This is a genomic window from Bdellovibrio sp. ZFWA1 (genome assembly GCF_056175665.1).
In genome coordinates this window covers 574452-588634 of record NZ_JBJKJH010000002.1, presented here as the reverse complement: position 1 = coordinate 588634, position 14183 = coordinate 574452, and the positions used below count along the sequence as shown (strand labels likewise).

The following is a 14183-nucleotide window of genomic DNA, read 5'->3' as shown; positions in this document are numbered from 1 at the left end:
TTCCGGATATCACAGGCGGACCAATAATCGGACATCGAAAACTAGATTGTTCGGCAAATCTAATAATTGCCCAAAACTAATTTATTTAATCGAACTAATGCCAATAACGGATGGCGACTTCTTACGTTCTCGGAGTCTGGTAATACCCAATCGGGATTTAAAGTCTGCAAATAACGTCCAACCGTCATTGCTGGAACTGTCGTGCTTGCAAAATGCCAAACACCAGCACCTTCAGGACTTTTAACGCTTAATTCCCCGAGCATATACAAGTGTTCGACGGCTTCCATCACAGGATACCATTGCCTAAAAGCGCCCGGGTTTTCAATTTGGGGTAACGTTTGATTCCGCACCGCCCTTTGAATTTCACTCCACAACGGACTGCTGTCATCATGACACTCTAAACATTGAGTCGAAGGCATTCGAACTACAGAAAAGCTTTTGCGATGTTGTTTGTATTTTGCTATTGAAAAAAAATGTTTAGAAAAACTATTGATCAAGTTTTCGCGAGCAGCCAAAGAGGCCGAAAAAAAGTCTTCACCAAAAGGAGGAAGCTCTTCTGAAAGCTCCTGATCACTTTTTTTGTAGGACAAAACATGGTCTGTGCTTAACGTGATAAAAGATCTAACTGATTCAACCCGCTTAATTCCCTCTAGAATCTGCAGTGATGAACCCAAGTTTCTTTCAAAGATCAAAGAAGTCGAAATTTGGTTTTTCAATTCCTGCCGATCTAACTGAATCACCAGGTCCGGCTGAAAGTACTCTATGGCCTGAATAAGAATTGGGCCTTCGTCAGATTCATGAATCAATAGCGAAATCTGACTCCCTAGGTTCTTTTCATCAAACAATGATCCACGCTGATCCGGCCAAGAACTGCCCGCCACCTGCCATCCAGCTTCTAAAAACCTTTGGCTAAGATGAGTTCCCAAACAACTACGAATATTGGTGATAAAAACCTTCATAAAGATTTCATATCGCAAAATATCGGGCTTGGCTATGCATGAAATAATAGCCACAAACACTTGATGGTGGATTCATCGCATAGGTCTCGGTCAACTGCACACCAACCTGCTTTTCGACATCCAATAACTGCCAAATTTTTAATTTTTGACTATGGTTAGGACAAGCTGGATAGCCTGGCGCTGGGCGTATCGAGCGATACTTTTCAGCGATAACTTCTTCAGTGCTCAAGTTTTCAGTTTGGCCAAAACCAAAATTATCACGCATCTGTTTATGAGCGTATTCGGCTAAAGCTTCCGCAATCCGATCGCCCAAGGCTTTGACCAAAATAGACGAATAATCATCGTGCTGTGCTTCAAACTCTTTCGCGAACTTCTCGACTTCAAAACCCGAAGTCACCACAAAAAAGCCAATATGATCATCCCCGCCCTCGTCGACCGGACGGATAAAATCAGCTAAAGAGTAGTGCACTTGATTATTTACAACTTTTTTTCGTTGCTGCCGCTCGAAATTAAGATCTACCAACAGCTTCTTTTGAGAATCGTAAACATGAACGGTCTCGTCCTGAGCTGCAGCAGCAAAAACACCAACCCGTATTCGTGGATTAAATCGCTTTTCTTGAACGATTCTTTTTAACAAAATCTGAGCTTCGTTAAATAACTTTGTTGCCTCTACACCGTATTTTTCGCTTTTTAAAATCTGCGGAAAGCTACCCTTTAGCTCCCACGCCCAAAAGAAGGGGCCCCAATCAATAAAGGGTTCAACTTGCTCTAATGAAACTGGAATATCCCAAACACCCGTGCGCTGAGGAACGGGTAAAGCTTCTTTTTTCCAATCGCACTTAAACTTTGCTGCCCGAGCCTCTTCCAAAGAGATCTCTTCCGACGCATTCTGGGAATTTTGATAGTACTCGCGAGTCTCTTTGTTTTTATTTTTTACTTCTTTACGATACTCCGTTTGCGTCGTCGGACTCATTAACTTATTACAAACCTCGACAACCAACGAAGCATCCGCCACGTGAACGACAGGCCCTTCATAATGAGGGTCCAATTTTACAGCTGTATGCACCCGACTGGTGGTTGCACCACCGATGAGAACTGGCAAATCCATTTTTTGTCTTGATAGCTCTTGGAGGTTAAAAATCATTTCATCCAAGGATGGAGTGATAAGACCACTCAACCCCAACATATCGGCTTTATGCTCTTTAACGCTTTCTAAAATCTTAGACATTGGAGTCATCACTCCCAGATCCACGACTTTATATCCGTTACAAGCCAATACAACCGAGACAATGTTCTTTCCAATGTCATGCACGTCGCCCTTGACCGTCGCCATTACAACCGTACCCTGGCTTTGCATTGATGCGGCCTCGGCTTTTTCTTTTTCCATAAAAGGTTCTAAGTGCGCGACGGCCTTTTTCATCACCCGAGCACTTTTCACAACCTGAGGCAAAAACATCTTCCCTTGCCCAAACAATTCACCAACGACTTTCATACCGTCCATCAATGGACCTTCGATGACATTCAAAGGCCTACCATATTTAAGTCGTGCTTCTTCGGTGTCCTCGACAATAAATTGATCAATGCCTTTGACAAGAGCGTGACTGATCCGAGACTCTAACGAGCCGTTTCTCCATGCAAGTTCTTCATGAGAGGCCGAGTTTTGTGTCTTATCGGCTTTGAACTGATCTGCAATCTTTAAAAGCTCCTCGGCAGCATGAGGATGGCGGTTAAGAACGACATCTTCGACACATTTCTTTAAGTCAGGATCTATCTCTTCATAGACCTCTAGCATACCCGCATTAACGATCCCCATATCAAGTCCCGCTTGAATTGCATGGAACAAAAAGACGGAATGCATGGCTTCGCGCACTTTGTTATTTCCTCGGAAACTAAAACTAAGATTACTAACACCCCCCGAGGTATATACCTCGGGCATCTTTTGCTTGAGCTCACGAACCGCTTCGATAAATTCGACCGCGTAATTATCGTGCTCTTCCATTCCCGTAGCAACTGTCAGAATATTCACATCAAATATAATATCTGCCGCATCAAAATCCGCTTGGGTTGTTAATAAGTCATAAGCTCGGCGACAGATTCGAATCTTATCTTGCTTGGTAACGGCCTGTCCTTGTTCATCAAAAGCCATCACCACAACTGCCGCACCATATTTTTTGATCAAGCGGGCTTGTTTTAAAAACTCTGTTTCACCCTCTTTTAAAGAGATTGAATTTACAATCGCTTTTCCCTGAAGGCATTTCAAACCTGCCTCGATGACCTCCCACTTTGAAGAATCCACCATCACCGGGACCCGAGAAATATCTGGCTCGGCAGCCATAAGATTTAGAAAATGAGTCATCGCCCGAGGACCATCGATCATTCCCTCGTCAAAGTTCACATCAATGATATTTGCTCCATTATCAACCTGCTGCCGTGCAACCTGTAAAGCCCCATCATAATCATTCTCTTTAATGAGTTTTGCAAATTTGGGCGACCCTGTGATATTCGTTCTTTCACCGACCATGACAAAACTTTTAACGTCTTGCCAAACCAAATTAAATGGTTCCAGCCCTGATAAACGAAGCCCTTGGATTTTTTGAATAAAGTTTTTCCGAGTCTCTTTATCTTTTAATGTCTGCACGACCACCGAGATATGCTTCGGCGTCGTCCCACAACATCCGCCCAAAATATTAACAATGCCTTGCTCGACCATCAGGCCAAGCTCGTAAGCCAAGGACTCTGGTGTTTCGTCATAACCGGTCGGGCTGAGGGGATTTGGAAGCCCCGCATTCGGGTAACAACTAATATAGCAGTTTGCCACCCGCGAAAGCTCTTCGATATAAGGCCGCATTTCGTGGGCCCCCAAAGCACAGTTAATTCCAACACTCAACGGCCGTGAATGACGGATTGAATTCCAAAAGGCCTCGACAGTTTGCCCCGACAAAGTACGCCCCGAAAGGTCCGTGATCGTAACCGAAATCATCAAAGGAATGCGGGTGTTTAATTTTGCCTCGACAGTGGCATGAGCAAATAAGGCCGCCTTCGCATTCAATGTATCAAAAATAGTTTCCACTAAGATAATATCGGCTCCGCCCTCAAGCAAGGCTTCGATCTGCTCTTGGTAGGCCACAACCAACTGATCAAATGTAACAGCTCGATAACCAGGATTGTTTACATCCGGGCTCAATGATGCCGTTCGATTAGTTGGACCGACGGCCCCGGCTACGAAAGTGCGACGTCCCGTTTTTTGCTGGTAATCCGCACAGGCCTTTTTCGCCAGACGAGCGGCCTCGATATTTAATTCTTTGACGATTGAAGCCAGGCCATAATCTTCTTGGGCAATCGTCGTCCCGTTAAAAGTGTTGGTTTCAATGATATCAACGCCGGCCTCTAGATATTGGCGATGTATTTCGTAAATAACCTCGGGCTTAGTTAAAACCAATAGGTCATTGTTGCCTTTAAGATCTTTTTCGTGTCTAGCAAAACGGGTTCCTCGATAGTCGGACTCTTGCAACTTATAAAGCTGCACCATCGTGCCCATGGCACCATCAAGAAACAGCAAACGTGAATTCAATAATGCAGAAAGCTCCTGCCAGCATTGAGCATGGATGTTCATTTAAATTCCCTAGGAACCTTTCAATCACTTAAATTTTTTAACAATATTAACGACCGTTTCAACGTCATTAAGAACATAGAAATGAGCACTTGGCACCCCGGCGGCTACCAAGCCTTCTACTTGCTTTTCAGCCCAACGCTGACCAATCTCGGCAGCGTGAGAGGGATTCTTTTGAACCTCATCTACTAATACATCCGGAAGATCGATATAGAAACTTTTAGGTAGGGACTTTAACTGCGACGCCGATCTAAGAACTTTTAACCCAGGAATAATTGGTACTTCGATGCCAGCTCCTCTGCACTGAGCTACAAAATCAAAATACTTTTGATTATCAAAAAACATCTGGGTCACAATATACTCGGCCCCAGCCTCGACTTTTTCTTTCAAAAACTGAATATCCTGTTTAAGGCTTGGCGCTTCAAAATGTTTTTCAGGATAACCCGCGACCCCTACACAAAAATTCAAAGCCGAAGCATTGTCCAACTCGTCAAGGAAATGCCCTTCGCGGAGGCCATGAATCTGCCGAACCAAGTCCACTGCAAAATCATTTGTCGAGCGATCAGGTCGAACTGGCTTTTTATAATTTAAAGCATCGCCTCGAAGAGCCAAAACATTTTCAATGCCCAAAAAGCTAAGCTCGATCAATGCATCTTCAGTTTCCTCGCGGGTGAAACCGAGGCAAAGAATGTGAGCCACAGTGTCGATTTTAAATCTATTCTGAATAATCCCACAGATACCTAAGGTGCCAGGTCGCTTTTTTAAAATTCTCTTCTGAATGGAACCGTCGTCCTTTTCGAGAAAGGAAGATACCGACGAATGAGACGTCACATCAATCCAGGCCGGCTGCAACGGCGCCAAAGCCTCAACCACATTTATAATATCCTTTGCACATCGCCCACGAGGCGGAGGTACAATTTCAAAAGAAAACAACGGGGATTTAGCATTTCTGATATGTTCGATGACGGTCATTCTCTATTGTGTAGAGATGTTAGGCCCTTCACGCAACTAGAATTTGCTCCTTCAGATGAAATACACCACATCAATAAAAAAGGGTCCCAAGCAGAGACCCTTTTATTTCTTAGAGTTAACGATCTAGTTTTTTCTTCAAAGCATCAAACTGAGGCGTTTTCATCCTGTTGAGCCCACTTCAATAAGCCAGCTTCAACCCCTTGCCCACGATGATCTGCTCGCACCCACATCACCATCTGAGCCCCCTGAGGAGTCCAGTAAAAACCCACTGGATCAGAGCCATGAATAGCAACAACCAATCGTCCATGACCTTCAGTGGCTTTCATCTTAAGTAAAGTCTGTTGAAATGAAATATTTCGAGACGCTGCTGTCCCCTCTAGGTGAAAGTCAGCCCTTAAAGAAGCTTCCTTCGGCAAAGCCCCTACGAGTGATTCCTCATAAGCTCGCGCTAGTAACGCAAGCTCTACTAAATTATAAAGTGATTCTCGGTAGTAATATTCCATAGAGCCAAGCTACCAAAAAATTAGATTTCCGCACAGTCGTGAACTGAAATGAATCAGGAACCCAGTCCAATGACTGGGTCTTAGCCTAACCAAAGCGTCCCGTGATGTAGTTTTCAGTCCTTGAGTCCGTTGGCGTCGTAAAGATTTTTTCAGAGGCACCAAACTCGATCAAATCCCCTAAATACATGAATGCAGTATAGTCTGAGACTCGAGCAGCTTGATGTAGATTGTGAGTCACCATTACGATCGTAACGTCTTTTTTTAGTTCACCAACGAGCTCTTCAATATGAGCCGTAGAGATTGGATCTAAGGCACTGGTGGGCTCATCCAAAAGTAAAATTTCCGGCTCCGTTGCAAGCGCACGGGCTATACAAAGACGCTGCTGCTGACCACCGGACATTGCGGTGGCCGATTGATGCAAACGATCTTTAACTTCATCCCACAGCCCCGCCTGCTGCAACGACTTTACGACCGTCTCTTCGACGAAAGAGCGATTTTTAATACCGCGGACCCGCAAACCATAAGCAACGTTTTCGAAAATAGTTTTAGGAAAAGGATTCGGCTTTTGAAAAACCATCCCGATGCGCATTCGCACTTCCATGGGGTCTATTTCTTTCGAAAGAATATTACGACCACCTGGATGCAATAAAATTTCACCCTCGTAGTCCGTCGTATTATAAAGATCGTGCATACGATTGAAACATCGTAAAAGAGTGGTTTTCCCACAACCAGACGGTCCAATCAAGGCCGTGATTCTATTTTCAAAAATGGGCAATGAAACACCCTTGATAACTTTTTTATCACCATAGCTAAAATGCAGATCTTTAACTTCGGCCCGCAACTGAGGCACCGAAGAAGTTTGATTGTCTAAATTCATATAACTACCACTTCATTTTTTTTCTGAATTTGTAACGGATATAAATGGCAATACCATTCATAAAAAGAGTCATTCCCAGCAATACCACACCGGTGGCTGCCGCATTCACATGAAACTCGGCTTGAGGCCGAGAGACCCAATTAAACATCTGGATCGGCATCACCGTGAAGGGATCTTTCAACCACTGAAACGACAGATAAGGAAAATGCCCCTGCACCGGAGCAGAAGGTAGAAACGCGATAAAAGTCAAAGCACCAATTGTAATCAATGGCGCTGTTTCACCGATAGCCCGAGACAGCGAGATAATGACACCAGTCAAGATCCCACCAGAGCTGTAAGGCAAAATATGATGGCGGATGGTTTGCCATTTACTAGCCCCAAGAGCGTAAGAGGCTTCGCGAATCGGTTGAGGAATTGTTCGGATCGCTTCTCGGGTTGTCACAATAACAATTGGCAAAACCAATAAACCTAAAGTTAAACCCGCCGCCAAGATCGACTGCCCCAACTGCAAACGATAAACAAAAAGACCTAATGCCATCAAACCAAACGTGATCGAAGGGATTCCTGCAAGATTTATGATGTTTAACTCGATAATCAAGGTCAGCCAATTCTTTGGAGCATACTCTTCCAGGTAAACACCCGCAGCCACACCTAATGGAATCGCGCAAAGGGCCGTCACTAGCATCACGCAAAACGTACCTACCCATGCGGACAAAATCCCTGCTCGCTCTGGAAAACGACTTGGAAAATTCGTAAAAAATTCGTAACTCAGTCTTGGCACACCAGTCATAGCTAAATCTAAAATTAAAGCCAATAACACAGTTAAAGCGAACAGCAATGAAAGCAATCCCACAAAGGCAAAAGCAAAATCTTTAAACTTTCTTTGGCGAATGTTCTTTTTAAGATCAAAAGAACTCATGACTCTTTCTCCTGAAATCGACGGCGAATCCAAAGACCCAAAATATTAAAGACCATCGTGAAAACCAACAGCGTTAGTCCCGCCACATAGATAGATTGATAGCCAATCGATCCATGCGGAAGATCACCTAAGCTCACCTGAACAATAAAAGCCGTGATAGTCTCAGAGGGTTGAGTTGGGTCCAGACTTAAATTCGGCTGCATACCTGCCGCAATAGCAACCACCATGGTTTCCCCAAGCGCCCGAGAAATTCCTAAAATATAAGCCGAAGTGATTCCTGAAAAGGCCGAAGGTATAACGACCTTAAAGGCTGTTTGCAAACGACTCGCCCCCATTGCGAAAGACGCCTCACGCAGATGGCTTGGGACCGCCCTCATCGCATCTTCACTAAGTGATGACACATAAGGAACTATCATAAACCCAATAACCAAACCCGCAGACAAAACGTTAAATCCAGAAAGATCTGGCATCAACTTCTGCAAAAATGGTGTTACGAACAACAATGCAAAATATCCATAGACAACAGTTGGCACTGCCGCCAGAAGCTCTAAAACAGGCTTCAATACTTCACGTACTTTAGGATTGGTGTATTCTGATAAAAAGGTCGCAGCAATTGTACCCATTGGAATTGCCAAACTTAAAGCAACAAATGTAGTTAAAAAAGTTCCGCTTACTAAGGGCAAAATACCGTACTTCGCATTTTCAAACAAAGGAGTCCACTCAGTGCCCGTGACGAACTCTTTCAACGTTACATGCTGAAAGAATGGCAAGGACTCCTTTACCAAAATAAACACAATACCTGCCGTTACAGCAACAGAAGACGCCGCTGCTAAAAAAAGCACGCTTTCGATGACACGTTCCTTAAAACGGCGCATCCGCCGAACCGGGTGGTTGGCGGATGTAAATTCAAGCAATCTTTTTTGCGAATTTCGCAAATTTGTAGATCCAGACAATTACATTTTTCCTTCGCGCTTAAGTAGATCTTCGATTCTCATTCCAACTTCAGAATGTCCACCAAAAACCGTACCCAATTTATTTTTCTGCAAAGCATTTTGACCCAATTCATAGGCCTTTTTAGGCAAAGCAACATACTTAACTGAAGGAACGATTGTCTCTGCATTTTTCAAATAAAATTGAGCAAACTCTTTCACTTCTGGGCGAGTCATGGCTTTTTCGCTAAGGTAAATGAAGATAGGTCTTGAAAGTGGTTGGTAAGATCCATTTTCAACAGTTTCTTTGCTTGGCAAAACACCCGCTTTAGCCCCAGTTGCCACAATTGCTAGAGCTTTAAGTTTAGTTTTATTTTCTGCATAGTAAGCCAAAGGAATATAGCCTAATGCAAACTTATCGTTCGCTACGCCCGTTACAAGGGTATTGTCGTCCTCAGAAGCCGTATAATCACCGCGAGATGACTTCGCTTTACCAACAATAGCTTCCGTAAAGTAATCAAAAGTTCCGGAATCAGATCCAGCTCCGTAAAGTTTGATCGCTTCGGCTGGCCACTTTGGATTCACTTCATTCCATTTCATGACTTTTGCTTGAGCCTCTGGTGCCCAGATCGTCTTCAATTGTTCAACCGAGATTTCTTTCAGGAAAGTATTCTTAGGGTTAACAACAACCACTGTAGCATCGTAAGCAATCGGAACTTCGATAAATTTAATTCCAGCAGCTTTACAAACTTCCATTTCAGAAGCCGTGATCGGACGGGACGCATTTTGAACATCAGTTTCACCACGGCAAAACTTTTTAAATCCGCCACCCGTTCCAGAAATTCCCACCGTAACTTGAATCGCGCCTTTTTTGGCAGCCTGAAACTCTTCAGCCATCGCTTCTGTAATAGGGAAAACTGTCGAAGAACCATCGATTTTGATCGTGGCTTTTTGGGCCAATGCCAAAGACGATACCAACATCAAACCTGCAAATGTAGTCCATTGAACTTTCATGAAACAACTCCTTGTTACAGATCTAAGTCTAGCAATATTCATTTTGAAGTCATGTCAGGGTTTCTTTAAGGTTATCCTGAACCGCGTTAAAGACCCCTTCTTGCGTCTAGAGCATATATTCGAAATAATCTTATCATGGAACACTCCTTGAACTTCGATCAGGTCCTTTCAATTTTAAATCAGTCGCCAGCCTTTATTTATATCTTCGACCTTGAAGCGGGACGATTTACCTACACCAACCAGACAATGATCGAACTTTTGGGTTACGACCCTTCAAAGTCAACGCTATCCCGAAAAGAACTTTTTGAACAAATGATTCACCCCGAAGATCTTGAGCGTCTTCGCCGAGATTACGAAGAGATTAATAAAATTCGCAGCCTCAAAAAGGCCCCCCAAGAATACAGAATCAAAAACCATAAAAGCGAGTGGCTGTGGATCCGCGAAGAGTCCATTGTGTTTAAAGCAGACTCGCAGTGCCCGTCGCGAGTTTTAGGTTTTGGAACTGTTATTGACGAGTACAAAAGAACTCAACTTAAGCTGGAAGGCGCCCTCGAAGACTTAAGTCTTTCTCAGGGCCAAATGACCACTTCAGCAAAAATGGCCGCACTCGGGGAAATGTCCGCAGGTATAGCTCATGAAATAAACAATCCACTGACCGTTATTCAAGCTCGGGCCTTTCAACTTCAACAGCTTTCAGAAATAAATAAATTAGATAAAGACAAAGTAAATCAAATTTCTGAAAGCATTTCAAAGACAGCAGATAAGATTGCCAGAATTATCAAAAGCCTCAGAAGCTTCGCTCGAGACGGCTCGAACGATCCTATGGATTTATTGTCCGCCCGCTCGGTCGTTGAAGAAACCCTTGAGTTCTGTCGATCCCGCTTTAACGGACAGGGTATCGACATTATAATTGACGGACTCCCCGAAGAAATTGAAGTTGAATGCCGCATTGTTCAGCTTGAGCAAGTTCTATTGAACCTGCTAAACAATGCTTTCGATGCTATTTTAAAACTTGAAAAAAAATGGGTTCGGATTGACGGCGTCGAGACAGATGCGTGGGTGGAAATTTCAGTCACGGATTCTGGAACTGGCATCCCGGCAGAAATCGCTGAAAAAATAATGATGCCTTTTTTTACAACTAAAGAAGTCAATAAGGGTACGGGGCTGGGCCTTAGCATTTCACAAGGAATTATTCGCAGCCATGGCGGCGAACTGTTTTATGATCCAAGTTCGTCACACACTCGTTTTGTGATCCGCCTTCCAAAAAACCAAGCCTTTCAAAGTCAAATACCGAAGCCAAATTGACCCCAAGATAGATACAAAAAAATTGGCAGAGCTCTTGCAATAATCCCTGAGGGGCCAACAAATGGTCTTACAGGGGGAAAAATGACACCAAAGAGTTTACTATTTATCGCTAGTCTATTTTTAAGCCTTCATTCCGGAGCCCAAGAAAAGCCCGCTGATGCAAGGATCGTCAACGTGAGCGTCTCGGGCTCGGGATGTGATGCCAATGCGACAAGTGTCGTTATTTCTCCGGATCTTGCGGACCTTTCCTTATTGTTTGATAACTACGGAGTCGAAATTGGAGCAGGATCTACAAATCCCGGCATGCGAACCTTGCAAAAGGACTGTCGAATTCTGGTCGACATTGCGATTCCTTCTGGATGGAGTTTCGCTTTTGATTATGTCGACTATCGGGGATTCGCGGCGCTCCCGAAAGGCACTTGGGGTTTTCACAGAATGAGCTATTCAACAAGCCTACGCCAGGTTTCTTCTGCCAAAGAAGTCACCCTTCAGGGGCCGTTTAACGACGTTTACACTATGAGATCCACTCAGCGTCCTGAACGCGTGGTCTGGACTCCTTGCAACTCGAACGTTCAGCGCATCGAGCTTCTGTCTCAATTAGCTGTGAATTTTTATCCAAATATCGCCAACAATCAAATTGCTCAAATCGCTTTGGATACAACAGACTTTTCAACTCGCCAGAGCTTTGGAGTCAAATGGAGAAAGTGCAGTCCAAACTCGAACCCGAATCCTGGCAACGGTGCCCCAGGCCCTCGCCCACCAGGTCCCATCCGCCCGGGTCCACGCTAATCCTGCCCTATGAACTCCTAAATACGAAAAAAGCCCCGATCGGGGCTTTTTTTTATTCAATACAATCTGGGCATACTCCAAAAAAATCAAGTCGATGCTGGACCGATTGATAGCCCATCTTTTTTACGGCCTGAATATGAACATCCAAATTGCAAAGATGAAGAACCTCAACTTTGTGACATTTGCGACAAATAACATGATGATGGTGATGACCAGATTCAAATGTCAGTTCGAATCGAGCCACACCATCACCAAACTCAAGCCGAGTTACAATTTCGGTGTCTTCAAATTTCTTTAAACAGCGATAGATCGTCACTAAATCCATCTCGTCGGAAGGAGATTGCTTCGCTAAGATTTCATCCGCAGACATCGGTTTAGAAGAATCCAAAAGAGACTGCAAAATAGCCATTCGCGGTTGAGTCACTTTGAGACCTTTAAATCTGAGACGGTCACCCAACGAATCTAAAGTGAGATTTTTTCTTTCCTGTACACAGCTTTTTGACATACCCACTTTATAAGCTATTTTTAGCCATTTTGAAAGCGTCTCTGAATAAACCTTCGTATTACCCCCCCCTTTTTTTATGAAAATTTAATTCCTCCCACTGCAGACTATCCTAAAAAATGCCGAAAAATAGAGGGATCCCAGCATTCCCTCGATCAAAAAGTTAAGGATGGTTTTTGCTGCATGGCACTTAGAAAATACGCCCTTTTAATAGGAGAATGGATCACACACTCGGAAAAAGCGCAGGCCGAGCTGGCTTCTTTTTTAGAATCCGAGGACATTCAACTGCATTTTGTCTGTTGCAAAGATGCGGCCCTAGCGGCAAATACAGTTGATAAGCAAAAGTTAGACTTTATATTCGTCGATGCCGAAGCCCCAAGGATGAAGGAAGGGGACCTTTTGCGAATGTTAAAGTCCCACAAAAATACGGCCTCTGCATCGGTCTTCGTTGCCTCTGCCAACGAGCAAAAGGACCTGCCACTCCCCTTACCGTCCTATCCACTGGTACCAAAACCCACAACTTCTGAAACTCTGATTACTCAACTTAAAGACAGTTTACGTGGAGTCGGTACCGCCGCTGCCTGTGCTCAGGGTTTTGCCGTAGACGCCAGAGTGATTAACGCCATCATCTCGTCGACCTCGAAGGTCGTATCCCAATTAGGCATTTCAGAGCTGAAGATGGACAAGCCCTATAGCAAAGAGATCAACTCTCCATTAGCTGGAGAAATTTGGTCCGTAATTGATATCGACTCTAAAATATTTCAAGGCCGCTTTGCGATCAGTTTCGACAAAGGCAGTTTTCTGCAAATTCTTTCTGGAATGATGGGCGCCGAACTCGATGATCTCAGCGATGAAGATCGCCAAGCTGTCGGTGAAATCAATAACATCATCTACGGGAATGCCAAACCTGACTTAACTCAATACGGCGTCAAAATGACAATCCCAAAAGTTCTAAAAGCAAACTCAGAACTTAAACACCCCGTAGGCGCCCGTGCCATGGTAATTCCATTTGCTACACCAAAAGGAAAGTTCACGATCGACGTCTTTGCCTATCCAGTCAAAAAATCTGCTTAAGACTGCCTGCAAGAAAGCTAGAAAAACTGCAGCAAGAGAATTAGGATAGCCCTTCTATAGGAGCTATCTGATGAAATGGCTGATCGCAATTTTAGCAGCGGGATTTGTGTTAATTTCAGCTTGCGTTATCTATCTGGTAAAAACTGGCGTGAGCTTACGATCAGCTCCTTATATTAAACCCACAGTCATCCAGGATGACATTGGAATTATTGCGGAACATATTTCGCTAAGGTTGTTTCCTGACTTTCAAAGTATCGACTACTGGATTCTTGAAGCCGATCCCGAAAACAAAGAGTGGATTGAAAATATTCAAAAACTTCAAGGCCATTACGAAAAACAATTTAAACGTAATATCACCAGCCTTGTCGACAGTGACTCATTGACTAGCGAAACCGTCAAGGCCTGCCCAAGCCCGTGCTGGATTATAACTGGTAAAAATAAAGCTCATAGCCTACAACAAAAGCCTCATGCCGCTGCCATTATCGAAGGCCTTGGTAAAGACTATCGCAGTCTGACCTGGATATATTTCAACCGACACCAAGTGCCGTCTCAAAAATGTGTTGAAGAACAACGCCTTACAATCGACTGTCTTCCCATAATATCCGTACATGAACTTGAAAAAAAAATGAAAGATGAAAATAAAAGATACTTCCTATTACGGAAGTATCTAGATCGTGACTACTTTATATTGGTACAAAACAAATAATTTGTGAATAACCTAAAAGGGAGT

13 protein-coding genes are annotated in these 14183 nt (G+C 43.8%); 4 read left to right on the top strand and 9 right to left on the bottom strand.

Annotated features, from left to right (window positions below):
* Positions 1-59: 59 nt before the first annotated feature.
* The 8 genes from AC04MN_RS12275 to AC04MN_RS12240 form a co-directional block, all read right to left on the bottom strand.
* Positions 60-959: an NAD-dependent epimerase/dehydratase family protein gene (locus AC04MN_RS12275; protein WP_475383492.1), complete on the bottom strand. Its 900-nt coding sequence runs from the start codon at positions 957-959 to the stop codon at positions 60-62.
* 7 nt (positions 960-966) lie between these two features.
* On the bottom strand, positions 967-4572 hold the full coding sequence (gene metH, locus AC04MN_RS12270) for a methionine synthase (RefSeq protein WP_475383491.1): 3606 nt from the start codon (positions 4570-4572) through the stop codon (positions 967-969).
* Between the two features lie 24 nt (positions 4573-4596).
* A complete protein-coding gene (locus tag AC04MN_RS12265) occupies positions 4597-5541 on the bottom strand; it encodes a methylenetetrahydrofolate reductase (RefSeq protein ID WP_475383490.1) in 945 nt (314 codons plus the stop codon).
* Positions 5542-5684: 143 nt separating this feature from the next.
* The gene (locus tag AC04MN_RS12260) at positions 5685-6044 is read right to left on the bottom strand and encodes a hypothetical protein (protein WP_475383489.1); all 360 of its coding nucleotides are present in this window, start codon (positions 6042-6044) and stop codon (positions 5685-5687) included.
* An 85-nt stretch (positions 6045-6129) separates the two neighbouring features.
* The gene (pstB, locus tag AC04MN_RS12255; protein ID WP_475383488.1) at positions 6130-6921 is read right to left on the bottom strand and encodes a phosphate ABC transporter ATP-binding protein PstB; all 792 of its coding nucleotides are present in this window, start codon (positions 6919-6921) and stop codon (positions 6130-6132) included.
* Between the two features lie 4 nt (positions 6922-6925).
* Positions 6926-7840: a phosphate ABC transporter permease PstA gene (gene pstA / locus AC04MN_RS12250; protein WP_475383487.1), complete on the bottom strand. Its 915-nt coding sequence runs from the start codon at positions 7838-7840 to the stop codon at positions 6926-6928.
* Positions 7837-8715, bottom strand: coding sequence for a phosphate ABC transporter permease subunit PstC (gene pstC / locus AC04MN_RS12245; protein WP_475383812.1), 879 nt, complete (start codon positions 8713-8715; stop codon positions 7837-7839). The genes pstA and pstC overlap by 4 nt, the downstream gene beginning before the upstream one ends.
* Positions 8716-8793: 78 nt before the next feature.
* On the bottom strand, positions 8794-9783 hold the full coding sequence (locus AC04MN_RS12240; RefSeq protein ID WP_475383486.1) for a PstS family phosphate ABC transporter substrate-binding protein: 990 nt from the start codon (positions 9781-9783) through the stop codon (positions 8794-8796).
* Between the two features lie 135 nt (positions 9784-9918).
* Here AC04MN_RS12240 and AC04MN_RS12235 point away from each other — a divergent pair, with 135 nt between their 5' ends.
* Both AC04MN_RS12235 and AC04MN_RS12230 read left to right on the top strand, forming a co-directional pair.
* Positions 9919-11088 carry a PAS domain-containing sensor histidine kinase gene (locus AC04MN_RS12235; protein ID WP_475383485.1) on the top strand — a complete coding sequence of 390 codons (1170 nt, stop codon included), beginning with the start codon at positions 9919-9921 and terminating at the stop codon, positions 11086-11088.
* An 81-nt stretch (positions 11089-11169) separates the two neighbouring features.
* The gene (locus tag AC04MN_RS12230) at positions 11170-11877 is read left to right on the top strand and encodes a DUF4360 domain-containing protein (protein WP_475383484.1); all 708 of its coding nucleotides are present in this window, start codon (positions 11170-11172) and stop codon (positions 11875-11877) included.
* A 52-nt stretch (positions 11878-11929) separates the two neighbouring features.
* Here the strand turns inward: AC04MN_RS12230 and AC04MN_RS12225 are convergent, their stop codons facing one another.
* Entirely contained in the window at positions 11930-12382 is a 453-nt protein-coding gene (locus AC04MN_RS12225) for a Fur family transcriptional regulator (protein WP_475383483.1), read from the bottom strand.
* A 180-nt stretch (positions 12383-12562) separates the two neighbouring features.
* Between AC04MN_RS12225 and AC04MN_RS12220 the strand changes: the two genes are divergently transcribed.
* A complete protein-coding gene (locus AC04MN_RS12220) occupies positions 12563-13453 on the top strand; it encodes a chemotaxis protein CheX (RefSeq protein WP_475383482.1) in 891 nt (296 codons plus the stop codon).
* A gap of 70 nt (positions 13454-13523) precedes the next feature.
* A complete protein-coding gene (locus AC04MN_RS12215) occupies positions 13524-14159 on the top strand; it encodes a hypothetical protein (RefSeq protein WP_475383481.1) in 636 nt (211 codons plus the stop codon).
* Positions 14160-14183 lie beyond the last annotated feature (24 nt).